The 23,130-nt window shown below is 52.3% G+C and carries 30 protein-coding genes and 1 pseudogene; 18 read left to right on the top strand and 13 right to left on the bottom strand.

Annotated features, from left to right (window positions below):
• Positions 1–14 precede the first annotated feature (14 nt).
• Positions 15–623, top strand: coding sequence for a hypothetical protein (locus BN8_RS16750; protein WP_040006186.1), 609 nt, complete (start codon positions 15–17; stop codon positions 621–623).
• A 555-nt stretch (positions 624–1,178) separates the two neighbouring features.
• On the opposite strand, the gene BN8_RS16740 is transcribed toward BN8_RS16750, so the two are convergent.
• The 5 genes from BN8_RS16740 to BN8_RS16720 form a co-directional block, all read right to left on the bottom strand.
• Entirely contained in the window at positions 1,179–1,991 is an 813-nt protein-coding gene (locus BN8_RS16740; protein WP_144051758.1) for a hypothetical protein, read from the bottom strand.
• Between the two features lie 35 nt (positions 1,992–2,026).
• The gene (locus BN8_RS16735; protein ID WP_009283097.1) at positions 2,027–2,266 is read right to left on the bottom strand and encodes a hypothetical protein; all 240 of its coding nucleotides are present in this window, start codon (positions 2,264–2,266) and stop codon (positions 2,027–2,029) included.
• A gap of 27 nt (positions 2,267–2,293) precedes the next feature.
• A complete protein-coding gene (locus BN8_RS16730; protein WP_009283096.1) occupies positions 2,294–2,887 on the bottom strand; it encodes a DUF4468 domain-containing protein in 594 nt (197 codons plus the stop codon).
• Between the two features lie 97 nt (positions 2,888–2,984).
• The gene (locus BN8_RS16725) at positions 2,985–3,572 is read right to left on the bottom strand and encodes a DUF4468 domain-containing protein (protein WP_009283095.1); all 588 of its coding nucleotides are present in this window, start codon (positions 3,570–3,572) and stop codon (positions 2,985–2,987) included.
• A gap of 37 nt (positions 3,573–3,609) precedes the next feature.
• Positions 3,610–4,449 (bottom strand): LexA family transcriptional regulator, encoded by an 840-nt coding sequence (locus BN8_RS16720; RefSeq protein ID WP_009283094.1) that lies wholly within the window; start codon positions 4,447–4,449, stop codon positions 3,610–3,612.
• 116 nt (positions 4,450–4,565) lie between these two features.
• Between BN8_RS16720 and BN8_RS33365 the strand changes: the two genes are divergently transcribed.
• The 17 genes and pseudogenes from BN8_RS33365 to BN8_RS33930 all read left to right on the top strand — a co-directional run.
• On the top strand, positions 4,566–4,814 hold the full coding sequence (locus BN8_RS33365; protein ID WP_040006183.1) for a hypothetical protein: 249 nt from the start codon (positions 4,566–4,568) through the stop codon (positions 4,812–4,814).
• A gap of 4 nt (positions 4,815–4,818) precedes the next feature.
• Entirely contained in the window at positions 4,819–5,607 is a 789-nt protein-coding gene (locus BN8_RS31880) for a KilA-N domain-containing protein (protein WP_051041091.1), read from the top strand.
• Entirely contained in the window at positions 5,604–5,849 is a 246-nt protein-coding gene (locus BN8_RS16705; protein ID WP_009283092.1) for a hypothetical protein, read from the top strand. The genes BN8_RS31880 and BN8_RS16705 overlap by 4 nt, the downstream gene beginning before the upstream one ends.
• A gap of 5 nt (positions 5,850–5,854) precedes the next feature.
• Positions 5,855–6,163 (top strand): helix-turn-helix domain-containing protein, encoded by a 309-nt coding sequence (locus tag BN8_RS16700; protein WP_009283091.1) that lies wholly within the window; start codon positions 5,855–5,857, stop codon positions 6,161–6,163.
• Positions 6,164–6,167: 4 nt separating this feature from the next.
• The gene (locus BN8_RS16695) at positions 6,168–6,422 is read left to right on the top strand and encodes a hypothetical protein (protein ID WP_009283090.1); all 255 of its coding nucleotides are present in this window, start codon (positions 6,168–6,170) and stop codon (positions 6,420–6,422) included.
• Positions 6,423–6,442: 20 nt separating this feature from the next.
• Entirely contained in the window at positions 6,443–6,958 is a 516-nt protein-coding gene (locus tag BN8_RS16690; protein ID WP_009283088.1) for a hypothetical protein, read from the top strand.
• The gene (locus BN8_RS16685) at positions 6,951–7,253 is read left to right on the top strand and encodes a hypothetical protein (RefSeq protein ID WP_040006182.1); all 303 of its coding nucleotides are present in this window, start codon (positions 6,951–6,953) and stop codon (positions 7,251–7,253) included. The genes BN8_RS16690 and BN8_RS16685 overlap by 8 nt, the downstream gene beginning before the upstream one ends.
• On the top strand, positions 7,250–7,651 hold the full coding sequence (locus tag BN8_RS16680; RefSeq protein WP_040006181.1) for a hypothetical protein: 402 nt from the start codon (positions 7,250–7,252) through the stop codon (positions 7,649–7,651). The genes BN8_RS16685 and BN8_RS16680 overlap by 4 nt, the downstream gene beginning before the upstream one ends.
• On the top strand, positions 7,648–7,800 hold the full coding sequence (locus BN8_RS33360) for a hypothetical protein (protein ID WP_009283086.1): 153 nt from the start codon (positions 7,648–7,650) through the stop codon (positions 7,798–7,800). Before BN8_RS16680 ends, BN8_RS33360 begins: the two co-directional genes overlap by 4 nt.
• Positions 7,801–7,826: 26 nt before the next feature.
• On the top strand, positions 7,827–8,399 hold the full coding sequence (locus BN8_RS16675) for a GIY-YIG nuclease family protein (protein ID WP_009283085.1): 573 nt from the start codon (positions 7,827–7,829) through the stop codon (positions 8,397–8,399).
• A complete protein-coding gene (locus BN8_RS31875) occupies positions 8,396–9,460 on the top strand; it encodes an LvrA C-terminal domain-related protein (protein WP_051041090.1) in 1,065 nt (354 codons plus the stop codon). The genes BN8_RS16675 and BN8_RS31875 overlap by 4 nt, the downstream gene beginning before the upstream one ends.
• On the top strand, positions 9,450–10,148 hold the full coding sequence (locus BN8_RS16665; protein WP_040006180.1) for a hypothetical protein: 699 nt from the start codon (positions 9,450–9,452) through the stop codon (positions 10,146–10,148). The genes BN8_RS31875 and BN8_RS16665 overlap by 11 nt, the downstream gene beginning before the upstream one ends.
• Positions 10,145–10,645, top strand: coding sequence for a hypothetical protein (locus BN8_RS16660; RefSeq protein ID WP_009283083.1), 501 nt, complete (start codon positions 10,145–10,147; stop codon positions 10,643–10,645). Before BN8_RS16665 ends, BN8_RS16660 begins: the two co-directional genes overlap by 4 nt.
• A gap of 32 nt (positions 10,646–10,677) precedes the next feature.
• Positions 10,678–11,343, top strand: a complete 666-nt coding sequence (locus BN8_RS16655) for a hypothetical protein (RefSeq protein WP_009283082.1) — start codon at positions 10,678–10,680, stop codon at positions 11,341–11,343.
• Positions 11,343–11,597, top strand: coding sequence for a hypothetical protein (locus BN8_RS16650; RefSeq protein WP_009283081.1), 255 nt, complete (start codon positions 11,343–11,345; stop codon positions 11,595–11,597). Before BN8_RS16655 ends, BN8_RS16650 begins: the two co-directional genes overlap by 1 nt.
• Positions 11,597–12,325 (top strand): DUF5131 family protein, encoded by a 729-nt coding sequence (locus tag BN8_RS16645; RefSeq protein WP_009283080.1) that lies wholly within the window; start codon positions 11,597–11,599, stop codon positions 12,323–12,325. Before BN8_RS16650 ends, BN8_RS16645 begins: the two co-directional genes overlap by 1 nt.
• A gap of 6 nt (positions 12,326–12,331) precedes the next feature.
• Positions 12,332–12,841 (top strand): annotated as a pseudogene (locus BN8_RS33930) (hypothetical protein); the annotation flags it as partial.
• A 171-nt stretch (positions 12,842–13,012) separates the two neighbouring features.
• On the opposite strand, the gene BN8_RS33925 reads toward BN8_RS33930, so the two are convergent.
• From BN8_RS33925 to BN8_RS16600, 8 genes are all read right to left on the bottom strand, one after another.
• Positions 13,013–13,465, bottom strand: a complete 453-nt coding sequence (locus BN8_RS33925; RefSeq protein ID WP_040006178.1) for a lysozyme — start codon at positions 13,463–13,465, stop codon at positions 13,013–13,015.
• Positions 13,466–13,529: 64 nt separating this feature from the next.
• Positions 13,530–13,826: a ubiquitination-like system serine protease family protein gene (locus BN8_RS16630; protein WP_009283078.1), complete on the bottom strand. Its 297-nt coding sequence runs from the start codon at positions 13,824–13,826 to the stop codon at positions 13,530–13,532.
• An 85-nt stretch (positions 13,827–13,911) separates the two neighbouring features.
• Positions 13,912–14,367 (bottom strand): hypothetical protein, encoded by a 456-nt coding sequence (locus BN8_RS16625; protein ID WP_009283077.1) that lies wholly within the window; start codon positions 14,365–14,367, stop codon positions 13,912–13,914.
• A complete protein-coding gene (locus tag BN8_RS16620) occupies positions 14,364–14,834 on the bottom strand; it encodes a hypothetical protein (RefSeq protein WP_009283076.1) in 471 nt (156 codons plus the stop codon). Before BN8_RS16620 ends, BN8_RS16625 begins: the two co-directional genes overlap by 4 nt.
• A gap of 4 nt (positions 14,835–14,838) precedes the next feature.
• Complete coding sequence (locus BN8_RS16615) at positions 14,839–15,213, bottom strand: hypothetical protein (RefSeq protein ID WP_009283075.1); 375 nt, start codon at positions 15,211–15,213, stop codon at positions 14,839–14,841.
• A gap of 47 nt (positions 15,214–15,260) precedes the next feature.
• Positions 15,261–18,680, bottom strand: coding sequence for an SGNH/GDSL hydrolase family protein (locus tag BN8_RS31865; RefSeq protein WP_009283074.1), 3,420 nt, complete (start codon positions 18,678–18,680; stop codon positions 15,261–15,263).
• Position 18,681: 1 nt separating this feature from the next.
• Entirely contained in the window at positions 18,682–21,543 is a 2,862-nt protein-coding gene (locus tag BN8_RS16605; protein ID WP_040006176.1) for a hypothetical protein, read from the bottom strand.
• Between the two features lie 42 nt (positions 21,544–21,585).
• Positions 21,586–23,130: a BACON domain-containing protein gene (locus BN8_RS16600; protein WP_009283072.1), complete on the bottom strand. Its 1,545-nt coding sequence runs from the start codon at positions 23,128–23,130 to the stop codon at positions 21,586–21,588.

Raw genomic sequence — 23,130 nt, 5'->3', positions numbered from 1 at the left:
AGCTACTAACCATTATGGATACATCGGTAAACGAAGAAAAAGTTGAGCTTAGGGAGGATTGGCGAGCGGAGTTTGAGAATTTGAAAAACGTCGACTTAGATGATTTGAAATTCATATTTGCCCAGGCTGAGAAGCGACTGGATGATACTATCAAAAACTTTGATGTGACAACTTCCAAATCCATCTCGTTCATCACTCTGACTGCTACGTTATTGACTGCCTTAACGGCATATCTCTTTGTGAATTTCGACCCAAAGGGCGTATTCGATCCAAAGCTTTGTACGGTGGGAGTCTGCTGTATTTACGCAGCAGTCATTTTATTTCGCTTTATCGACATTGTCCTTCCCAAATCGTACGATCCTATGGGGAGTTTTCCACAGGATTTACTTGTCGATCACATGTTCACCGACGAGGACGCCGACGCAAAAGCCACGCTTCAAAATTTGTATTTAAATGAAATCGAAAACTACAACTGCCGAATCATAAGAAACCGAACCGTTAATGCTCAGCGGCTTAAAATTTTTAATGATTCAGCAGAAAGAATCTGTTATCTCCCCTTAGTGGGCATAGCTGTTTATTCCTTGTTGCTGTTTTTCTTATCGTCGCTTTTGCTGTCCTTGTAGCGAAATTCAGTCCGGTTGGTATTCGTACGAGGGCGCTCCTTCTCCTCTTTAATCATTACCTGACCTTTTTTGGAATTCCGTCCAGTTTGGTCGTCACGTTTTTTAGCCATAATCGTTGTTGTTATCGGTCTTTTCGTTCGTAAGGTGTACGGTCACTGCGTTGCTCCTGCCGATTGGTATCTACGCGAGGCCTGGAAGGTGCCGGCTTCGGATCACTTTGGGGCCTGGGGGCAGGTGACTGTTGAGGTTTCTGCTCTTGTGACATTCTTTTTAAAGAGGTAGTTTATTGAAATTGCTAGGACCATCGTACCATGAAAACTGTTGTTCTGTTTTGCTTAACCTTGCTGATGGGTTCGACTTTCGAAGAACCGTTTAAGGCTTCTCATAGCTCGACATCAATTCGACGCAAAAAACCTATTCTAACTAAGGAGTCGACCAGAGTCAAGAAACCCCTTTCCAGTAACGTTTATCCTAAGATTAGGGTAATTTATGATACTGGTGTTGGCAATACACTATTTGAGAAGCAAGAAAAGTGGCTGAAAAGCGCTCAATAGCTTATCCACAAATTTTCTTTTTGGCTACCCAGGTTCGTCCCTGTACGTTAACACGCATCACATCAATGGGCCCTCCAACCCACATAGGGTTTGCTTTGTTTTCTAGGCCGATAAAGCGACGTATCGCAGTGACGGGATTCTTTTTCAGCTCCGCCATGACGTTATTAAAGGGCATTTTTACGATTTCACCAAACACCCCAAGCAGTGTCACATGCTGGTCGACTTTATATTCTGACCTAATCCGAACTGGTTGATTGGGTGGGGTGGTAATCAAGAACATTAAATAGATAACAACGGGCTTCCCCTTGTCAAAGCCAAAGAAGGCGACATCGGCAATAGCGGGTTCCTGAAAACGCTCCTTGTATTTATTAATGTCCTGACGGCGAAAGGCCTCTGCACTTGCCTCTAAACGAGGTGTAAGCAATTTTATGTAATCCGCAGCCACCTTAGCCAGATCATTTTTGCCTTTACTGGCCTGCATAGCCACTTCGTGCAATAAATCATCATTAAAGCCAGCAACAGCGTAATTGATGCTGCCTTGGTGGCGAATCTTACAGAAATTATCAAACGTTACATCTCGAAACTGATTGGTTTTTTCGTTAAACACGAAGGCAAGTCGACGACTGTCTGCTCCGACAATTATTTCCTTGTCCGTTCTGTAGATTACAATGCAGGTGCTGAAGGCGCACGATGAAGAAAGCGCAATTGATAAATAGGTGAATAAGATGAAAAGCTTGCCCATATCGAGATAGCGATAACTATAAAAAATTCTAAAAACTGCCCGGCCCAGGGAGCCGGGCGTTTCTGTATCCACCGTAATACTGGCGTCCTACAGATCGCCAGTGAGATTTATACCATTGTACTCAGATCGTTGGCAATGGCCTGTTCGTCGTAGATTGTTAACTTCCCTCTTCGCATAAAGCCATAATAATCTCGACCTCGTTGTAAGGCCAGTGCTTTATCCCCACTACGTAAGGCTTGATGATAGGCTTCCCGGAGTTGATCTTCCTGACGGCTACGTTTTTGGGTCGTGGCGATGGCGTACCAGATTACCGGTCCAGCGATAGCCAGAAAGATGAGTTCTCCCATTGTAAGGTGTGGTTTTAATTAGGTGTGTTACCAGTCTTCTTTGCCGGCCGTCTGCTTCATGGCCAGTTTAAGGTTATCAATAAAGGTTTGGAACATTTCATGCGTTTGCATGTACTTTTTGTACTGACCTTCACTGATCTTCTGGCTTGGATCGAATTTTGGAATGGGGTGATCGTCCAGGTTGATCGTCGTGGCCCCCATCACTATCTGAATATGGCTGATCTCGTAGCGGTATTTGCCGTCTTTAAACCTGAATTCGATGGGAAGCCGGTAGTAAATACCATCGCCAGCGCCTGGCCCCAGCATGGCTGCGCGGAAGGCTTGTTTCGAGGCAGTTTCACCGGGCAGGAGTACCAGTCCTTTACCAGCCAACAAACCACCCGACTTATCGTCGACCTGAATAACGGCGCTGGCATTGACGAATGTCTTGAATAGGTAAGCTTTGGCCCGGGTGTAGAGCTGATCGGCCGTAGCCCCAGGGACTTCTACAACACCGATATAGGCAACGTGACCTGTAACAGAGTCAATTGGTGCCATCGGCACGTCAGCCATCGTGTATTTTCGCTTCTGAGCAAAAGCAAGGGTAGGCAATAAGAGCAGTAGCAGTAAAAATCTCTTCATTCAATGGTGTGGTTAATGACGCTATTACCGTTCAATCTTGTACTCTATCGTGTAAAACTGCCGGATCGCTGACAGCGCTAGGGGCATAGCAATCAAGTCAGCGTTGCGCGGATGGAATATTCGTGGCAGCGTTTTCATTGACAAATTCTTTTAACGAAGCCAATAGCGATTGAACATTGCGGTCGATAGCCTTGAAGTATTCAACCACTAGCTTATCGTTGTAAAGCTGGGTACCTGCTTCAATAGCGTATCCTGACACCTGGTTGTTCACGCCCGTCTTGGTGATTAAGTGGTCAATGCGAAAGTTTGACAGCGTTGCCCGGTAAGCCCCTTGGTTGCACTCTACCGTAACGACGTAGTTGCCCAGCGGGCCGGCGTAACTTCCCTTGTTCAGGAAGATTCCATTGAAATAACCCGATCCAATTACGTCCTTGGTAACAGCATCCCCCAGTTTGAATACGTCACTGGGGCTGGCTACGCGAAAGGCCGCCCACCGCCGGGTTTGGCGAAATAACTCAAGGTCACTGGCATTATTAACTGTTTCTGTGACTATATAGGTGACTTTACCATCTTTCAAGGGCAAGACACCCATGAGTTTGCCGTCGATCACTTTGACGGGCCGTAGTTTGGTAGAGCAGCTACAAAAACATACACCGAGCAAAAAAAGTAGAGTCAGTTTTTTCATGATTTTATGTGGTTAGTAATTTTAAAGTAGGTGTGTTCTAACGATGATTCCAGTCCCTGTCCACTTTCCTGATCTTGTACAGTTCGTATACTTCAGACAGCCGGATGGGAAAGTTTGGAAACTCGGTTTTATTCGGATTCCGGGAAGCGCAGGTAATTACGCCTTGCGGGATGTCATGCCCGATGATACGCTTACAGATTACGCCATCGTGGGTGACAATTATAAAATCTGTACCCCCATTATTGTATAGCTTCTGATTCCATAGGTCCGGTTCAATTCGCCGGCCGATGGCTACGTCGCCATGACTGATCGAATACTTTGTGCCGTCGTCCATCGAATCCCCCCGTACTTCAAACGCCCGGAAAAAACCCTGCTCACGCCTGGGCAGCACGATTGAATATTTGGGTAGCTCGACCAGATACTCCGGATCACGCCACCCATGAGGGTAAGAAGCATAGGCGAATTCAGGCACCAGCGTAATGGTCATCAGCACCATGCCGTTTTCCAGTTCCCGAAACTCAATACCCTTGGAATTGTAGCTAACCTCAGTTTCGTCTACCAGATCAACTGGACTAGCTTCATTTAATGTATCGGCCTTCCAGCTTAAATGATGTGGCGCTCTTTCTTTCGCACTTCCCATTTCTCCCTCTCCTGTTTCTAACCACTGAGCATTGACATCAAAGTGCTTGACAATCGTGTCAATGACATTTTTGCCCATTACCTGTTTTCCCTTGGCAATTCTTGATAAAGTAGCCGGCGCTAAACCTGTAATTCGAGCAATATCAGACTGGGATTTACCACTTGAGTCGATAAACAAAGACATTCGTATAGCAGACTCTTGATAGCTTTCCACTTCTAAATCAATGACTTCTAGCATATATCATGATATAAATTGAAAATATAATTTGTCAACTATTGACAATATCATGACATTGGTTATACATTTGTGCATGTCAAACGCATGACATCAATTGATATTGACATGACAAACGTATGACAGCCAAAGATAACAAACAAAACAGAATGAGCAAACGGTCAAAAAGCCTAATGTCACGGTTCAGAGTAGCTTATGAACGGATGAATCACTCCCAACGACAGATTGCGCAAAAAGCTTTCTGCGAAGCTCATCATGTTACGCCCGGCACTTTTCGCAACAAGATGAATGGATTTACCTCTCTGTTTGAAGCAGAAGTCGAATGGATGGAAGCGCACGATCCTTATGCTCAACCTCAAACTGCCTAAAGCTATGCTTGTACACCTTAACAACTCCGAAGTGTCGGTTCGTCAAGATTCTGGCGGACTGGTCAGTCTTACTGATCTATGGAAAGCGATGGGAAGTCCTTCTAAGAAATCGCCAAACGATTGGCAGAATCGGGAAGCGACGGAGGAACTAATCGACACGCTGTGCGGAATTTTAAATACCCCAAAAATGGGGGTTTTGAAATCAAAGCGTGGTCGGCATGATGGTGGCACCTGGGCGCATAAGAATCTTGCGCTGTCATACGCCAAATGGCTTAACCCTGAACTACACATCGCCGTCAACCAGGCCTTTCTCGAACGACTCGAAGAGGAAACGAATCCCGAACTGGCCCTAACCCGTGGCCAGGAGCGGGCCGTCAGGGGCTGGCAAAAGCAGGGTAAGGATGATCGCTGGATTGAACAGCGAATCAAGAGCGTTTCCCAGCGCAAAGCCTTTGCCTCCACCTTGGGAAAGCATGGGGTTCGACGCGAAGGATTTCGCAACTGCACCAACGCTACGTACATGCCTCTCTACGGTGGTACCAGCGAAGTGGTTCGCCACAAAAAGGGCCTGGAAAAGTCGGAAAACATCCGTGACCACATGAATGAGCTGGAACTGGCCGCCGTCAACCTCTCCGAAAAGATTGCCCAGCATACCATTGAGCATAACAACCTGTGGGGTAACGCCGAATGTGAAACGGCCTGTTTGTCAGCGGCCCGTTCCGTAGCTAAGGCTCTGAAAGAAAGCGGAGTGCGTTCGCAGTCATCGACTCAAACCATACTTTCCAAATCATGAGCAACCACGAAGCCTTTTCGCTTATCGTTCAGGAAGCTGAATTATTGAACGATCTGTTGGGTCTGACTCAAAAGCCAATGGACGAGGTAGCGCTCGATTACATCATGGGGCAATTGAGTTTCGGAGCTGACAACCCTGTCCTGTGTGCGCTTGCGGATGTATTGGAGCGTCGTTACTGGACATCTCCTGAGCTATACAGGGAATTTGTTCATCATCAGTTTCAAGCTAATGCAACTGCCTAAGTCCTATGCTGAACGTCCCATCTCACGAGGAATTTTCTCAGCTCCGACAGATCGTCGAGCGGCAGGGTAAGCAGATCGAGTTTCTGCAGTCGCTGCTAACGGGTCAGGATCAGCTCTCTCTGACCCAAACCGCCAAAGCACTAGGCGTTTCGACCCATACCGTCCGGCGGCTGACCAAACTGAACCGGCTGCAACCGACGTACCGGGGCGTAAAGCCCTTCTACAAAGCCGACGACATCCGGGCGTATCTGGCTGGTAAACACCTGGAGACCGATGAAGTCAACAACCGACTCCTAACCGCTGTAACTGCCTGATACAATGCTTGTACGCATCGACACCGTTCGAACGGGTACCCGTTCGCCCCTGACGCTCAGCTACCGCCGTGGCACGGTTACTACCCAGCCCGGCCAAGGCGCCTGGTCGACCAAACCGCTGCGTAGCTACGTGATTCTGGGAGCCTTTCGGCAGGTTGAAATCTCCGAAGGCCGTTTTAAACGACTGCTCAAACAACACCGGGCCCGCACCGGCCGCAAAGCCATCCCGATGCAGGGCTACTGCTTTCTGAGCCTGTAACCAAACCAACCCCTACCCCCATGACATTGGACCGCATTGGGCTGCTTTTTGTCAGCAGCCAGGGGCTTTCTACCCCCGAAAAAAACCGCTACCGGCAGGTGTTGACGGCCTGTATCCGATCGGCTAAGCACAGTCTGGAGCTTACCAGCTTTGGTCACCACCGGAGTCTGACCAGCGAATTTGCCCGCTTTACCATCGATCAGGTAATTCGCTGGCTGCCTACCTATATCGGCTCACCGTCCCACCCGCGACTAAAGCCCCTCTACCACATCTACGAAGTCATTGCCGCCCTGAACGATCTGGAAGCTGAATTTGACTTTATCGCTGATCCCGATGGCGACTACGAATCCATCCGGCTGACGGATACGCTGTTTCGGGAGATTGCCCGCGAATGGGCGTACAGCAAGGGGGCTCAGCCCTTCCGCATAGACGGACAGCTTCATCAGCAAATCATCTACGCGCCGACCATTGATCTGGCCCGGGCCATCTACGAACGTCGGCTGGCGATGCGGGGAAAGGAGATGATCAATGGCTAAGCTCAGCAATCAGAAACCGGCCCTGAGTCCCTACGTACTCACGGATGACCCCAGCCAGCACGCTTGGCAACTACACATGATCCTGCTGGAAGCCCACCAGGAGTATCGCGCTGGACAACCGGCTCCCCCGCAGCATACCTACATCGAATACGACGGCTATGCCGACGGTCACGATTACCTGCCCAGATGGTCGGGCCGGTACACTGGAATAGTAGCCATCTGGTTTCTGGGTGGCCTGTGTATCGGTGGCCTGATCGCCTGGATTGCTCACCTGTTTTCACCTGCAAAATCATGACACCACAAACCCCAATTCAGGAACGAATCACCGCCGAAGTCAACAACGTTGGCGCGGATTTATACCCCTACATTCCGGAGCATAACCTGGCCGATCCGCTCGAACGCCATCTGGCAGCCTTTGTCGTCATGGCCGGCACCCTAAAGCCAACACCCTATAAACTCGTTCGGCTGGCCCGCGAGTGGTCCAATCGCTTCTATGAACGGTTTATCGATCCTCAGATGATACTGCACCACGAAGATCGGGTCTGGATCACCAATCGGCTGGCTTTCTCGATGATGGAGCTAACGGGCCGTAATACCGGCCTGGTACACGATCTGGCCTTTACCTGGGCCCGGGTCCTCGCCAACGCATCGCTCGACGCACTGGTCAATCAGGGATTTTCCTGCACCGTATGAAGCCAATTCGTCAACCCTGGCTCCACCGCCCGGCGGCCCGGCGTCTACTGCTGATCGGCTGGTGGCTGGCCGCGCTATGGCTGATTGGCTTCGTGCTGGCCTTCTACGTGGAGCCGATGGGCATATTCTTCCGATACCTATGGTACTGACTTGTAACTAAAGAACCTAAGAGATTATGGACAATTCTGAAGCCTTAAATCGGTTCGTTAACGCGATTGATGAATCACTAACCGACTCCATTTATGACGCTTATGTAGCTGAATACGATGGTCAAAAGTTTGTCGCCAATAATGTCGGTTACTTGTATTCCCATGACGCATTGATGGCTTTGCAAATACAGCTGAATCAGTTTCAGAAAATCATTGATTCGATTAGGACAACCTACGATACGCATGAATACAATAACCTTGTCAATCAGGTTAATGAGTTTCGCAGAGCCCAAAAGGAAGTGGCTGAGGCTGAGCATTTAAAGCGACTGAAAAAGCAGAAGTCAGAAGCCGTTTGTAAGGTTTACCTGATGCACAATAAACGCACTGGTAACTATAAAATAGGGCGGTCCAAAAGCTTGAAATTAAGGGAAAAGACCCTGCAGGATGAGCAGCCCGAAATCGAATTGGTTTGCGCTTTCGATGGCAAAATAAAGGACGAAAAACACCTTCATAATCTTTTTGCTGACAAGCGTTTGCGCGGGGAATGGTTTGCCCTGGCTGAATCAGACGTAGCACAATTTAAGGCTTATTTCAGATGATGATCGAACGGAGTAATGTTCACTCCTTCGACGTCGCGTTAGCGTGTGAGGTTGGGGTGGAAAAGGCGATTTTACTGGGCAACATCCTATTCTGGATTCACGAAAATGAGCAGCGAAACAGTCAGGCTCATTTTCGGGACGGCCGGTATTGGACGTATGATACCGGTAAGAACCTTTCATCCAAATATCCTTACCTCACTGAAAAATCAATCTACCGTTGGCTTAAGGAGCTCTCGGTCGATGGCTGGATTGTAACCGCTCGGTACAACGATCATCAACTGGATAAAACGACCTGGTTCGCCCGCGGGGAGCGCTTAGAAAACTGGTTATCTGATCCGATCTCTCAAAATGGGAAATGCAAGTCTCAAAATGAGACTCCGATTTCTCAATCTGAGAGTTGCATCTCTCAAAATGAGACATCCATTTCTCAAATTGATCCCCCGATTTCCCAAAATGAGAAATCGACTATATATAAGGATACAGATAATAAACCAGATAATAAGCCAAATACTAAACAAAGTATTAACGGCGATTTGATGGCTGGTGAAAGGGTGGAGGTCGCTGCCGAAAACACAGTACCTGTCGGTGAAGAAAAAAAGGGAAAGCCCCCCCGAATTCCGCCCGCCCCCCCCAACATTCCCTTCGAAATCTGGTGGGATGCCTACGGCAAGAAGCGGGACCGCGATGACTGCGAAACGACCTGGGCAAAGCTGACCGACACGGAGCGAACTCAGGCCCTCGAACACACCAAGGCCTATACCGCCGTAACGCCCAAGTACTTTAGAAAAGACCCCATTCGCTACCTCAAAAAGAAATCCTGGAACGACGAAATCATTGCATACGATGAGCAACCATCAACAACTCGAAAAGGCCCAGCCGCAGCAAACGGCACTGGCTATGCAGCAGGAGCAACAAATATTGGACCGCCGAAAAACGGAAATCACCGCCCTCTTAAGCGAAAGGCATATATCCAGCCAGACCATCTCCGTCGTGATAGCCCAAATGGTGGGGACCCCGATCCGGACGGCAACCGATATACAATTGTCCTCGATGTGGAATGAGGTTATTGGCCTGCTGGATATTCGCTTTGCTACCGATGAGGAGTTTGACGAACACGTAGCCGAATTAGTCGACCTCAACGACTGGCTTCGACGTCAGTACGGCCCCAAGGGGATGACCTGTGAGGAAGTATGCAAGGCCTACAATCTGCTGGTGGAAGGGGAATTGGGTATGGAGGTGTTCGCCCGGCTGGCCCCGAAATACGTCGGCTCCGTTTTAAAGGCCTACCGTGACTACCTCAACGACAATGTTGAGTATTCGAGCGTCAACCGGCAACAACTACTACTATATCCAGCCACAGAGCCAACGGCCGACCAAATTAAAGCCCGAATGAACGCCCTGCTGATGCAGGCAACAGCCATTGCCAAAACGACCGGCGATTTTGCCGACCCGGGCAATTCGCTTTATACCTGGCTTGAGCAGTCGGGTCTGATCAACCCAACGGCTGAGGAGCAGGCAGAGTACATGAAACGGGCTGAGTCTATCGTTCGCCAGCTTCTTGCCGAAGAAAAAGCCGCCATTCCGCGCATCAATGCTACACCCGGCCAGAATGCCAAACGGGAGGAGCTAACCGAAACCCTGAAAATGGTCTTAGGCGACTCGGATTTGATACCCGCCAGCTATATCGACCGGGTTCGGGCGCAGGCTAAATACCTATACCTCAATGATTACCTCAAAACCTTACCATGATGTATCAGCTTCCCATCAATCGCCCACCCCGGCGACGCTACTGCATCGGTATCGATCCCGACAAAACCGAATCCGGCTTTGCCGTCTGGGATCGTCAGGATCGCAAATGGCTCAGACACGAAGGCCTTGAGTTCTGGGCGCTGCAAATGGCTTGTTTCGAATACCCACAGGCTGAAACCGAAGTCTTCGTCGAAGCAGGCTGGCATAATCAGGGTATGCACCGCAGCAAGAAAGACAGCTTGCCCAAAGGCTTCGAAACCTGGAAAGCCGAATCCCGCGAGGGCTATATGTGGCAGCGGGGCGCAGATACCGGCGTCAACTTCGGAGCAGGTCACGCCATCATCGCCGTACTCAGGGCCAATCACTACCTGGTCAAGGAATATACGCCTACGTCGGCCAAATGGGACGCTGAGCTGCTCCGTCAGATCACCGGCATCAAAGCCCGCACCAATCAGGACGTTCGGGACGCTATCCGGGCCGCTTACATGAATCGCTAATCAATAATCACTTATAAATCATCCCTACCCCCATGAAGTCTGAAATCAAATTCATCGAAGTCCGCCACCAGTTCACCCAGGACGAACTCAACGAGTTAGGCCCCATCATTGCCCGGCTCAATCAGGAGTTTCAGGAAAAGGAACTGGAAAAGAAATCGGCCATGTCTGCTTTCAAACACCAGCTCGACACCATCAAAGAAGCTTTTAATGAAGCCTGTAACAAGCTGAATTCCGGCTACGAGATGCGGGAAATCCGCGCCCGCATGATTAAGAATTACAAAACCTACCAGCGGGAATACTACAGCCTGGATACGTTCGAACTGGTCAAAACCGAACCGTTTAAATCCTACGATTACCAGCGTGACATTGACGATCAGGAGGAAGATATCGATGAGGAGTTTGGTAGCGTGACCGATCCGACACCGGAACCCCAGGGCACGGCTGAAACCAATCCAAACCAGTATACTCACCTGATTCGCGAACTAAACCACTGGCGTGAAAAGCTGGTCATGTTACCCCAGTCAGAAGATCCGGACGACTTGCAGATCGACCGGGGTCTGAGGATCACCGCAAAGATCGCTGAACTGGAAGCCGCCCTGAAGGCAATGGAGCCTGACCATCCACAAGACCCTGAGAAGCCTGATCAGTCACCCCAGCAGCCGGAAGCCTCCCAGTCTGACGACGAACCTGAGGACTAATGGCCAGTGAACGTGAATCAGTAGCCTACTGGCTGGGCAGGTTTCCCGGCCAGGGCTACTCCACCGGCCAGATGCTGTACATGATCGATGAGCTGGAGCACGATCCACCTCTGCCCCCCGGTCTGTCAGCCGCCGAAGTCAGCGCCCGGCTCAATGCCTTGTATCAGCTCACTGGTCGTAAACCGAAAGCAACACCAATTAGCAACCCAGTTAACCCCATCAAACGCCCCAGAACGGCAAAAGCAAGACGATAATGGCAGACACATCAATTGAATGGACCGGCAAGACGTGGAACCCAACGACCGGCTGCACTAAAATATCGCAGGGCTGTAAGTTCTGTTACGCTGAGACTATGCACCGTCGCTTGCGGGCAATGGGGCAGCCTAAGTATAGTGAACCGTTCACGACGCTACAAACACACCCCGGGGAGCTGCATTTGCCCTACAAGTGGCGAAAGCCAGAATTGATCTTTGTCAACAGCATGAGCGACCTGTTTCACAAAGACATACCGCTAACCTTCATCCAAAAGGTATTTGCGGTAATGTGCGAAGCATCCTGGCACACGTATCAGGTGCTAACTAAGAGAGCTGACCTACTGGCTGAGTATTCCCCAGCAATCAACTGGTCAGATAACGTGTGGATGGGCGTATCAGTCGAGAGTGAGGAGCATGTTTGGCGAATTGATGCCCTACGTCGAACGGGCGCCAAAGTTAAATTCCTTTCACTTGAACCGCTGATAGGTCCACTACCAAACCTGGATCTAACGGGCATTGACTGGGTAATCGTCGGCGGTGAATCCGGTCGCAAACCGCGCCCTATGCAACGTGAATGGGTAGAAGACATACAGCGTCAATGTGAAGCGGCTGGCGTTGCCTTTTTCTTCAAGCAATGGGGTGGTACTAACAAGAAAGCCGCTGGCCGGCTGCTCAATGGGCGCACCTACGACGAGATGCCCTTTACCTATCAGGCTAACAATCAGTAAAATCTTATGGAATCATACGACGAATTAATCGCTTCCAAAATAACCCGGGTTTCCGAGTCAGGCTTCGATATTAACCCCGATCAGCTTAACCAGAATCTGTTTCCGTTTCAGCGGCATATTGTTCAGAAAGCGCTGAAAGCCGGGCGGTACGCCATCTTTGCTGATTGTGGTCTGGGCAAAACCCTGATGCAGCTATGCTTTGCTGAGGAGGTCGTAAAGTTCACTAGCCGACCCGTTGTTATCCTTACACCCCTGGCCGTAGCCGCTCAGACACTCAACGAAGCACGTAAGTTTCAGGTCGAAGGCGTTGTTCGCTGGATGCCCGAAATGGCTCAAAATGCGTATTTACCCGATGTTATCTACGTAGCCCATTACGAACAGCTTGACAGTTTGCCCGTCGATGAATTCGTTGGTGTAATACTGGATGAATCGTCGATTCTGAAAAACTTCACCGGTGCCACCAAGCGGGCAATACTGGAAGCTTTCAGCGATACGCCCTATAAGCTGGCCTGCACGGCAACTCCCTCGCCCAACGACCTGAACGAAATCGGCAACCACTCCGAATTTCTGAACGTGCTGGACGCTCAGGACATGCGGGCCAAGTGGTTCGTGCGGGATGAGGGTATGAACAATTACCGGCTGCAATGTGGCCGGGCTGTCGGTACTTCCTCAATTTACCCTTTTGTCTTATCTGAAATACAAGTCCGCTTCCCGCTTTCGTCTGGCTACCAGTACGGTCAGGTCTATTTTCTTGCCATTAACCGTTCCCTTCGTCCAGCGCATAAACTGAGCGCGAATGCTGGAATTATTGGGGTTGATGTTGACCAGCTTCAGTAGCGTCGAGCCCGCAAAGGCACTCACACCAATGTTGAAGGATAAGCTCACCAAGCTATCAAATTGGTGCTGTGTTAGCGGTTTGGTTACGTGACGATTGACAGCCGCTTCAAACTTATCCAGATCGTTGTCCAGCAATCTGAGCGCTTCGGCATAGGTGATGACCTTGCCGGGTGTTACGTCAAAACCGGTATGGCCGATGCCTATTGTCCACACACCGACGACATCGCGGTAAGCCTTCAGTTTGCACCCCTCCTCATTCTTAATAAAGTCGATGCCATTAGGTGAAATCTGTAAGTTATTCATGGTACGGTGGTCCGGAATATCTTTCCGGGTTTAAGTGGAATATTTTGGGGCTGATTCAGCAAAATCAGTCGTCCATATCCGGTAGCTCAACAGTCTGGCCAGCCAGCGCGTGTGTGCAGTCGGAGAGGAACTGGATCTTGCCGTCGGTGATAAAACTGTGACAGACGGTTGGACCATGCTCATTACCACTCTGAACCCGAATGCTGGGTTGAACCGTAGGATTGTCCAGGGTTCCGACTAACGTCCAGACCGGAGCCTGATTGTCCGGTTTTACATTAACACCATGGCCACACTGACAGCCGGGGCAGAAAAAAATATGGGAGAACGTTTTGCCATTGATGATCTCCATTAGCTTAGCCATATTATGTGCAGTTTATGTGCGGTTTACACACGCTTTGGCGCAAACCGCATACGTTTTTATGAATTCATGGGCGCATTTATGGCGATTACAGCAACGTTGCGGCTCCAATCAACACCGTCACGCCACCCACTACGGCCAGGCCATCCCTGGCTTTACGGAGCAGCTTACCCGCCCAGGTCTTTCCCTTTAGCCGGTCGCGTTCATCCGTCACGGGCTTCAGAGCCGCTTCAGCCGCTTCCGCTCGTCCGGTCTGCCGGTTAACCTGATCCGTCAGGGTGACAATCGTTCGATTCTGCCGACTGATCGTATCATTAGCAGATTTCAAACCTTTCTCCAGTCCGGTAATGGCCGTCAGCCCCGACTGCTTCAAGCCCTCGTTCAGGACGCGCTGCTGCTGGTACTGGTTATACCAGTAGGCCGGATCACGTGACAGATGCGCCGGCATCGATAGGGCTTGCCCCTTGGCGCACTCTACCAGTAGCAGGCCCGCTATGGCCAGCATCAGGTTGATCAGGATTAGGCAATTGCGTTCCCGTCTCATTGCGCCAGTTTTTTGAAATCATCGATAGCTTTCTGAGTCGACGCATCGACAGTGACCCGTTTCGCCGTATCTGGCTGAATAGGTACGCGGGGAGCAGGAGCCGAGAGCTGCTGTTTGTTAAGCTGGTAGATCAGACCCGTGGCCAGTACGGCTGCAATCGAAGTGATGATCAGGCCTGCTGCATAGCGTCGGAGCAAACTCATGCGTTCTTCCCGGGAGAGCTCACCTGACCCCAGATACTGAAAACCCAGCAGGGCGGTAACGGTAATCGATATACTCAGCGAGTTGAGCCCCCAGTCAGTGTGCAGGGGCAGGCGCCAGACCAGCAGAAAAGTCAGACAGAAGCTGGCCGCAATGGCGGCTACGCTGATGCGGACCCGGGCCGGTACATCTGCCGACAGCCGGGCCAGGAACACCAGGACGGCGTTGGTAGCCGCAAACAGAAACAGAAGCGTTAAGACTTTCATAGTGTTACGATGGATTGATTGGTGGTTTAAAAAAGCTACGCAGGGTAGTGGTAATCAGGCTCAGGGAGTCCTGTAAGGTGAGGTCTTCAAACTGCTGGAGCTTTTTGCCCAGCACGCGCCGGAGTTTCTTCGATACCCAGATCGAGGAGACGGGCAAACCCAGCGCGATCCACCAGGCCGACCGAAGGGGTAATTCGGTCCACCAGATGAAGAAGCCCGTCAGGCTGGCTCCTACGATCAAGCCCCAGTAGAACTGACGCAGGGCGGCAACGGGGCTGATGTATTTGCCCTGGCAGAGCATCGCCATCGCGCTGAGAAACAAACAAAAGAAAATCAGCACGTCGGCAGGAACAGCGCTGGTGAGATTGGTTTCGTTCATGAGTACGGTGAGTTGGAAAAGGAATCTAACTTCCTTATCCAGTGTGTTTATTGGTTGTTGACGAATCGAAACGGTAGACCGGTTTGATTACTGAACCGGAAGCCCGAGAACGGCGGCTGCCCCTCTGAGAAGGTACTCAGCAGGAGCAACGACCCCCGGTTAACCCGGCCCCGGTGACCGTCCAGCACCGTCTGATCGAGTGGGGCAGTGGTATGAACGAGCGCGTTGCGGAACCAATAGTCTACCGCGTTGACACCCGTTGTGATGCGCCCACCCAGGATAATCCGGTCGATTGTCCAGCCATTTCCTACGCTCGTCGACTGGCCCTCTTTGACGCCGTTGATGTACAGCGCAATCTGGTTTTGCAGCGCGTTGTAGCGCACGCTGACGGTCTGGTAGCTCGTGCCCACTACGGCCGTTGATGTGACCAAGGCGGTCGTGCCACCCGAGCCGTTATCCATACTGATTTGAAGTCGGTAGTCGGACAGTACATCCACCCTAAAATTCGCGTTGCTGGTGGTCGAAAACGAGGCTACGACGGTACTGGCTGCGGCCCCGGACTCGCGCCGAAGATCGAACGTCAAACAGAAACTCTTGTACCCGTAATCGAGCTGAAGAGGCTGCACGGCCGCGCTACTGGTAATGCGTGTGCCGGTGCCGGCCGGCAGAAACGATGGTACATCTCCGGGTGCTCCCTCGAAATAAGACTTCGGGGTCTGATCAGCCAGGTGCGTATGCGTAGGAAAGGCGTAGTGGATACCATCTCCGGCGTTGATGCTGGCTGGGTATTGGCCGGCTCCGTTGTCGAGCATGCCTCCATGATCGAGCACTAGGGTTCCCGAAATGTCGCTGATCTGGCGGCTGTGGTTTTGCAGGTAATTATAGTCGGTCGCGTTGAAGGTGTTGCGTCCCTGCGAGGTCACCAGGACCGGTATTGCGCCGTAGGCTCGCACGATCGATGCAATCTTGGCGTAATTGGTCATGAATTGCAGGTAACCAGTGGGCCGGTTTGACACTTCACTCCACTCATTGCCCAGCGTGAGCGCTACCAACACGTAATCGGGTCGATCGCGTACCAGGTAGCTTTCCAGATTTTGCAGAATCGTCGTGGTGGTTCCCCCATCGGTGGCGCGGTTGATGAACGTATGGGTGGCACTCCACCGCTGACCGAGTTGCTGCGCCCAACCATTGCGGTCGAGGGGCGCGGTTGCGCTGCTGCCGGTTCCAACCGACGCTCCAGCACCGTTCGCGCTTGACGAACCTACCACCAGCACCCGCTTTTTCGTCTGGCTGTTGCGCAGGTAGTTCACCTGGTAATCGAGCAGCCGCCACTCCGTCCCGTTCGAGTAGAAACTAACCTGCTTCCAGTCCGTCGGCAACGTGTAGGTGTTGTTGGCGATGGTAAAGCTACTGGTGCCGGTATTGCCGACCGTCAGGGTGAGCAAGCCTTCCGGCCCCTGCACGCCCGATGCCGAGGCAATCGTAATCAGCCCCGTGACATCACTGGCGTAACGGTTAATGAAATACTGTTTACCCGACACGCCCGAAGCCGTAGGCAGCGTGAGCGTCGTGCTCGTTGCACCGGTGTTGACCTCCAGTACCTGATCACTGGTAAGGGCAGTATAATTGCCCGTGACGGCCGTTCGGGTGAGGGTAGCTGAGCCACCACCCGTGGCATAGTTCGGGATGTTGAGTGTATTGCCCGTCAGCGTAGCGGCTCCCGATGTGCCGGTCGTGGTGAGCGTAATCATATTCTGTTTGCCATCCAGCGCCGTTTGCAGACCGGTTACGTCACCGATCAAATGCGTATGCGTAGTCGGTGTCCGGGCGTCAGTCAGTCGGGTATCGCTACCCAGCACCACCTCACCCGCTGCGGCATTACCCGATGCCGGAACGTTCTTCGTCGAGGCCGTTCCGAGCGCATCGACTTTCGACTCGTCGGCCGTCGTAAACGAAGCCGTCGTATTATCCAGTACCGACTGATTGCTGTGGCTGTGCCGTTTCGTTACCGCATCCGAGAGGTTCGCGTTCGACTGATCGTAGGTATCCAGCAGCGTTTTGTTGCTGTGGGTATGCCGGGCCGAGGTGTTCGCTGATACGTCGGTGTTGGCGCTGACGGTAGCTTGGAAATCCGTGATTGTACTGGCCGTCTGGGTGTGCGCGGTCGGGGTTCGGCTGTCGGTCAACCGGGTATCGTTGCCCTTGACCACCTCACCTGTGGCCGCGTTGCCGGTAGCCGCTACGTTCAGCGCTGCTGCTGTTCCAATTGAGGGCCGTCCTGACAGGTCCGTATAGGCACCAGAGGTAGCAACACTCGCAAAGCTGGGTTTGCCGGTGATCTCGCTCCAGGCCGGTACGTAACTGCTGGGTTTATAGCCCGAAAGCTGCCATTTGAACGCCCGTACGCTGAGCGAGTCAGCTAACCCCGTTACCTCACTTTGCGCGTGGCTATGAGCCGATGGGCTGAACGTCGATGGTTTGCCCGATACGCCTGACCACGGAGCGGTTTCGGCCTGATCAACGACGTTATCACTATCGCTATCGTACGTGGCCTTGAACATATCGCCCCCGCCACCACCGCCAGCATACTGCGGAATGTTGAGCACCCCGCCCGAATAGGTGGCCGGGCCTGAACTGCCCGTCGTAGTCAGTGTCAGGTTGAAGTTGCTTAGCCCGGCCAGCTTCGTCTTTTCAGCCGTTGTGTAGTCCTCGGTAGATAACCCCTTACCTGAAACGACGCTGACTTTTCCCGACAGCGCATTGTCTACCTCTGTTTTCGTGTACGCATTTGTAATGCCATACCCTGAAAGCGTCGTCGCGGTAGTCGCCTTGCCAGAAAGCAACGTGTTGACCTGACTCTGGGTATACGCATCACCGATACCATAGCCTGAAAGCGTTGTAGCCGTATTGGCTTTGACCGATAGCAGCGAATTGATCTGCGTTTGGGTGTAGGCGTTGGTGATATTGTACCCTGAAAGCGTGGTCGGCCGGTCGGTCAGGGCCGTAAACGAACTGATGCCCGAGGAAACACCACCGCCCGAACCCAGTACCGATACGGTGACGGTGGTACCGCCCGACAGGGTTATGGTGGTGGACTGATTTTGGGGTATGCCCGCAAAGGCAAAGCTGGTCGTGAGCGGACCGACCAGGCCAATTACGCCATCAAATTTAATTACCTGATACGATGTCGTGGGTAGCAGCGCTACGTTCGGATACGTAATCGTAACATCGTTATCCGTTCGGTTCAGCGTTGGCTGAGCGGGAGCGGGTAAGGCTAGTTTCCCTTCGCCGTAATACAGCACGGTCGTTACCACCGTTGCCGACAGCGACGCGGGCAGCGTCATCTTGTAGGTCGCCGTTGGATAACCCCGGTACACCTTAACCCAGAAGGGCGTCGGCTGGATGGTTACCTGGGCAGAGGCCGTCAGCGAAATAAGCAGAGCTATGATGCTAAGGAATTGTTTCATGTTAATTGCCTGGGTTGTTAGCGCCGAAATACATCATCGTGAATTGATCGGGACTCTGTGGTGTACCAGAAAAGCCTTCGAGCTGAAACTCCTGCACGACACCGGACCAGTCACCACCTGAGAGGTTAATGGTGGCCGTATGCCACTGGCCGTCGTTGATTACACTGAACAGGCGGGTGCTGCCACCCCCGCGCCAGCCACGTGGCCAGCGGTTAGCTTCCTGCAGGGGTTTCTGTGGATCTAAAGGGCCTTCTTTTTCGCCGTTGCGAATCCAGGACAATCGAAGCTGTGAACTAGGTCCTGAGTATTTGTAGCGGATATAGACCGTATTGAAATCCGATGTTTTGTAGCCGATGGCCGGCGAAAACAACTTGCTGACGGCGGCATTGGTCTGATCCGATTGCAAACCTCTGGCCGTGGTGATCTTCCACCCATCGCTCGGAAATGGTTCGCGTTCATCCTCGCACTGCTTGTACCACCAGCCATTACGGCCCTTCGCGGTGTTAAACGTCCAGTCGGGTTTTGTCTCACGCGGCAGGCTGGCCGCAAAGTTGCGGACCACATCGTAGTTGTTGCCGGCCACCAGGTAGTACGTATGCTTCTGTGAGCCGTTTTTGTCTAGGTGTAGTGATCTGACGTCAGCCGTATAGACAATCGGGTCGCTAAACTCGTTTTTGCCGCCGTCGGAGGGCCTGAGATACGCCGACTGCGTAGCGCGGTAAAAGCCTGGAGCCACCAGTCCGCCCCATTGACCGGGTTTGTATTCGACCGCCTGCCAGGGCTCTGAAATGTACATAGGCGTTTGCTCCCAGCCGACATTCAGATTCTCAATGGGGCGTAGTACCCGTACATCGTTGTTAGCGTTGAAGGGTTCTCCACCGAGCGCATACGCCACCCGGCAATCATCGCCATTCACCATGAAACACGGGTATTCCTGCTGTTGAGCGGTCGGTTCCGAGATGTTGGCGTATTCGTCCGTCCGGTTTTGGGTCCACCGAATTTTGACTTCAACGGCGTTATTGGAGGCTAGGCTCGTGATCTGCTCCAGTACTACATCAGTGGGTTGGTTGTGAAACGCCCACTGCTGGAGTATGACCTTTGTGTAAATCTTGCCATTCGCCTTGACGTGCTTAAGCATCGTACATGGATAGTCGAAGCTGTCACCTCCCTGGATGGGGTTGTGGCTCATGCCGGTCCAGCCGCCATTTTTCCATGTGTTGCCCTTGTAAGGGAAAAGCGGCTGCGGATGCCCATACAGCGACATGTACGCCCCCCGGCCCAGATCGTAGAGGTTGAGCATGTTGTCGCGCGACGAGCCAAGCGACATATGAGCCACCGCACCCCCGAACAGCTTCCAGACCTCAAAGCGAACCGTGCCGTTATCCAGCACATCCTTTTCACCAATCGCTACCTTCGGGTGACGACCATTCGTGCCAGCCGCGCCATTGCCAAATAACCGATTATCATACTCATCCCAGGGCGTGTCGGCCATTTGGGCGAATTGATCGAACTCAGCATCCGAAACCGGTGTAGTTGGGTTTCCTCCACCGTTATTGCCGCCGTTGCTGCCAGACGGAATTTTGGCAATAATCAGATTGGCAATCTGCTGATGCCCTTCGTCATTGAAATGCCGCTGTACCCCTGGGTCTGTATACTGGTACGCGTAATAGGGCGAAAAGCGGTTGCCATTCACAAGGGTTTCGCGTATTGACGCTTCCGAAGCGAAGGGATAACTTCGTGCGTTGGCCCAGCTTTGGAGCATGGCGTGGCCTTCATCGTGACCCAACCAAACACCGTCCGATACGACAATTTTACAGTTGTCGGTCTTAGGAATGGCCGCGATGGCTTGATCAAACGTCTGGTTAAACGCTGTTTGGTTGTAGCCGGGTGGTATGTTTTCACCGACGCGAACGGCGATAAAATCAACCTTTTGAGACCCAAATTTTTCGGTAACCTCCGCCGTAATGCCGGCATAGTTGATGCTGGAAGGATTGGCGTACTGCTGCTCCAGAATTGATCCGTAGCCTGAAGCGCGGTAGTCGAACGACGGTGAGCCGTTAGCTCTGAGATGGGCAGCAATGCGAGCCGGAGCGTCCTTATCCGGACCGCTAGCCGCCATGCCATTGTTCTGGTACCAGTTGATCGCTGTTGACGCTCCGTGACTAAAGAAGCTATTCCCCAAAAAATAGCCACGTTGATAATTATACGTCAGCGTCGGCGGTGGGTCGCTGCCGGATGATCGGGTAAACAATAACTGCCGCGTTGCCTGCACCGGACCAAACACGTAGCTATGCGTTGCGCCATCGCTGACGCGTCGCCAGGTAATCCGGATCGCCACTTGTGGCATATTGAACAAGCTCCATTCCTGGGTGTACTCGCCCTGGCCGGTAAGCGTTCCGGCTGGGTAATAGTCACCCGCGTTCAGCGCTTGCCCCTGATTGGATTGGATGCCGGTCAGTGTACCGGACAGCGGCTCGAATTTAAGTTGTAGCGTTTGACCGGGCGCGGGCGCTCCTTCAATACTGAGCTGCTTATTGGCTACGTTGTAGGTGAATTGCGCCGAAAGCAGTCCGTTCGTGCCGGTTGGTGGCTGCGGCTTAACCAGGGGAGGTACGGTACCGGCCGGTATGACGATCCCGTTATCCTCGACGATGAGGTTGAAACCGCCAGCGGATGCGTCGCGCTCAAACTGCTTTTTGCCGGTCGGTACCGTGTAGGTGTTCTGCGGTACGCTGGCCAGCAGATAGTACTGAATTTGTCCGGTCGCCGGATCGCGACGGGCTAGGCGTTGTGGGGCTTTTTTCTGAGCAAAGCCGGGTAAGGCCATAAGAAGCCCTACCCAGATTAAAAGCAATCGTTTCATAGTTTGTTACGGTGGTTATTAAGTAATCTCGGTACTTAAGTGCTAGGCTGCGAACGAATCATCTTCGACCGTCAGGATGGTATCGATTGGGTAGATGGTCTGCCAGGCTTTGTCGATCGTATCCGCCGTGAAACTGATGGACGCCAGCGTTTGCGAGGTGCCCTTACGCCGAACGATGGCCCGGTACGCCGTGGTTGAGCTGCCATTCGTCTGCTGATGGCCGTAGTAGGTTTCGCCCAACCGTCGAGATGTTGAACAATCTTCCCAGAAGCCCCCGGGCTGTTGTCCGTTTTGCCAGCCGGGTGATTGCGACAGGTCGCGGTCGGTGGCCACCGATACTTCAGCTTCAACGCTACCGGTTCGGGTCACGCGAATCAAGAGCGTCTTAGAGGCACCTGCACCGGTTTGCGGGTCTATGTTCGTTCCGTCATATTCGTATCGAGCTTCAATCTTGGTGATTTCGTTGCCAACTGTGCTCGTATCGTTGATGGTTACTTCCAGCGTCGCCGTTTTGCCGCCCTGCACGACCGTGATCGTTACCTTTCGCGTATCGCCCAAGGTTGAGTTGGTCGAGACTGACAAGACCCCCGTTTGCGCATTGATCGTTACACCTGGCGATGAAGAGACCGACCAGGTAGCGGCTCCGGTACCGTTTGAGGTAAACTGCGTTTCGCTGACGCCTTCGTCGACGGTTGTGATGCCGGTAATCTTCAGCTCCTGGCCGGCGTTACCGACTTCGACAATGTTGCTGGAGTTTTGCCCCGCGTTCAGCGTCACCAGTAGTGTATGATTCACACTCGTTTCCGACTTCTTACGCGCTACGTCGTTCCAGTTGCCCGGCGAAACGCCGATGCCGCCCAGGAACTTTGGCTTATACAGCAACAGCCGGTTGAACGTCTGTCCGTTGAGCGTGTAGGTGCCTTTTTCGTACGTCTGATAGACGCCCGAGGGGGCCGTCTGGCCGGATTGCGGCTGCAAGAGCCCTTCGTAGTCGCTGTCATCGTTGACCAGCAGATACGACGAAAAGGCCAGGTTGCCCGGATCGGAGTCCCACAGATACCCGTGTTTGATGATCGCACTCGTCGGGCCGGGCTGCGAAGGCAATTCAGGTACGGTAACTTCCAGTGAAATGCTCTGCGTGTCGTCGTAGCGCTGGACGTACAACTGATACGTCAGTCCACGCGTCAACTGCTTGTCAAACGTGTAAAACTGCCGGTCTTCCTGATAGGCCTGCGTGCCCTGCACAAGTCCCGAATCGTAGCCGTGGCCCGACAGCCGGAATTGAGCGGGGTAGTTGGTTTCGACGTTGGCTGTTACCCGTGCATTGGCCCGTATATCCTCCTGACTGTAGGTCAGATTGCGCAAAAAATACGTCGGTGTCGGCACGTCGCACCCCGTACCGGCTTCGTCGTAGCCCTCTTCGTCATCAACAAAGCCCTGTAGGTCCGGGTAGATGACTTTGCCGACGTTGAGCGAGAAGCCCTTCGGTACGCGTACCTTTCGCTGAATCGGATCGCCGTTCGCATCAAGCTCAACGTTGCCGTTGCGGTCCAGTTTGGAGACTAATACCCAATATCCCGTTGCCAT

Source organism: Fibrisoma limi BUZ 3 (assembly GCF_000296815.2).
GTDB lineage: Bacteria > Bacteroidota > Bacteroidia > Cytophagales > Spirosomataceae > Fibrisoma > Fibrisoma limi.
Note: the sequence above shows the minus strand (reverse complement) of the source record. Positions and strands in the feature narration are given on the sequence as shown.

What these genes read in the sequence shown, in the direction of transcription:
- BN8_RS31880 (WP_051041091.1), top strand. Translation starts at nt 4,819, where the DNA reads ATGCTTGTACACCTTAACAACTCCGAAGTGTCGGTTCGTCAAGATTCT.
- BN8_RS31875 (WP_051041090.1), top strand. Translation starts at nt 8,396, where the DNA reads ATGATGATCGAACGGAGTAATGTTCACTCCTTCGACGTCGCGTTAGCG.
- BN8_RS16665 (WP_040006180.1), top strand. Translation starts at nt 9,450, where the DNA reads ATGTGGAATGAGGTTATTGGCCTGCTGGATATTCGCTTTGCTACCGAT.
- BN8_RS16690 (WP_009283088.1), top strand. Translation starts at nt 6,443, where the DNA reads ATGACATTGGACCGCATTGGGCTGCTTTTTGTCAGCAGCCAGGGGCTT.
- BN8_RS16600 (WP_009283072.1), bottom strand. Translation starts at nt 23,130, where the DNA reads ATGGCAACGGGATATTGGGTATTAGTCTCCAAACTGGACCGCAACGGC.
- BN8_RS16700 (WP_009283091.1), top strand. Translation starts at nt 5,855, where the DNA reads ATGCTGAACGTCCCATCTCACGAGGAATTTTCTCAGCTCCGACAGATC.
- BN8_RS16680 (WP_040006181.1), top strand. Translation starts at nt 7,250, where the DNA reads ATGACACCACAAACCCCAATTCAGGAACGAATCACCGCCGAAGTCAAC.
- BN8_RS33360 (WP_009283086.1), top strand. Translation starts at nt 7,648, where the DNA reads ATGAAGCCAATTCGTCAACCCTGGCTCCACCGCCCGGCGGCCCGGCGT.
- BN8_RS16730 (WP_009283096.1), bottom strand. Translation starts at nt 2,887, where the DNA reads ATGAAGAGATTTTTACTGCTACTGCTCTTATTGCCTACCCTTGCTTTT.
- BN8_RS16750 (WP_040006186.1), top strand. Translation starts at nt 15, where the DNA reads ATGGATACATCGGTAAACGAAGAAAAAGTTGAGCTTAGGGAGGATTGG.
- BN8_RS16625 (WP_009283077.1), bottom strand. Translation starts at nt 14,367, where the DNA reads ATGAGACGGGAACGCAATTGCCTAATCCTGATCAACCTGATGCTGGCC.
- BN8_RS16705 (WP_009283092.1), top strand. Translation starts at nt 5,604, where the DNA reads ATGAGCAACCACGAAGCCTTTTCGCTTATCGTTCAGGAAGCTGAATTA.
- BN8_RS16725 (WP_009283095.1), bottom strand. Translation starts at nt 3,572, where the DNA reads ATGAAAAAACTGACTCTACTTTTTTTGCTCGGTGTATGTTTTTGTAGC.
- BN8_RS16645 (WP_009283080.1), top strand. Translation starts at nt 11,597, where the DNA reads ATGGCAGACACATCAATTGAATGGACCGGCAAGACGTGGAACCCAACG.
- BN8_RS16655 (WP_009283082.1), top strand. Translation starts at nt 10,678, where the DNA reads ATGAAGTCTGAAATCAAATTCATCGAAGTCCGCCACCAGTTCACCCAG.
- BN8_RS31865 (WP_009283074.1), bottom strand. Translation starts at nt 18,680, where the DNA reads ATGAAACAATTCCTTAGCATCATAGCTCTGCTTATTTCGCTGACGGCC.
- BN8_RS16660 (WP_009283083.1), top strand. Translation starts at nt 10,145, where the DNA reads ATGATGTATCAGCTTCCCATCAATCGCCCACCCCGGCGACGCTACTGC.
- BN8_RS16720 (WP_009283094.1), bottom strand. Translation starts at nt 4,449, where the DNA reads ATGCTAGAAGTCATTGATTTAGAAGTGGAAAGCTATCAAGAGTCTGCT.
- BN8_RS16650 (WP_009283081.1), top strand. Translation starts at nt 11,343, where the DNA reads ATGGCCAGTGAACGTGAATCAGTAGCCTACTGGCTGGGCAGGTTTCCC.
- BN8_RS16685 (WP_040006182.1), top strand. Translation starts at nt 6,951, where the DNA reads ATGGCTAAGCTCAGCAATCAGAAACCGGCCCTGAGTCCCTACGTACTC.
- BN8_RS33925 (WP_040006178.1), bottom strand. Translation starts at nt 13,465, where the DNA reads ATGAATAACTTACAGATTTCACCTAATGGCATCGACTTTATTAAGAAT.
- BN8_RS33365 (WP_040006183.1), top strand. Translation starts at nt 4,566, where the DNA reads ATGACAGCCAAAGATAACAAACAAAACAGAATGAGCAAACGGTCAAAA.
- BN8_RS16675 (WP_009283085.1), top strand. Translation starts at nt 7,827, where the DNA reads ATGGACAATTCTGAAGCCTTAAATCGGTTCGTTAACGCGATTGATGAA.
- BN8_RS16630 (WP_009283078.1), bottom strand. Translation starts at nt 13,826, where the DNA reads ATGGCTAAGCTAATGGAGATCATCAATGGCAAAACGTTCTCCCATATT.
- BN8_RS16735 (WP_009283097.1), bottom strand. Translation starts at nt 2,266, where the DNA reads ATGGGAGAACTCATCTTTCTGGCTATCGCTGGACCGGTAATCTGGTAC.
- BN8_RS16605 (WP_040006176.1), bottom strand. Translation starts at nt 21,543, where the DNA reads ATGAAACGATTGCTTTTAATCTGGGTAGGGCTTCTTATGGCCTTACCC.
- BN8_RS16695 (WP_009283090.1), top strand. Translation starts at nt 6,168, where the DNA reads ATGCTTGTACGCATCGACACCGTTCGAACGGGTACCCGTTCGCCCCTG.
- BN8_RS16620 (WP_009283076.1), bottom strand. Translation starts at nt 14,834, where the DNA reads ATGAAAGTCTTAACGCTTCTGTTTCTGTTTGCGGCTACCAACGCCGTC.
- BN8_RS16615 (WP_009283075.1), bottom strand. Translation starts at nt 15,213, where the DNA reads ATGAACGAAACCAATCTCACCAGCGCTGTTCCTGCCGACGTGCTGATT.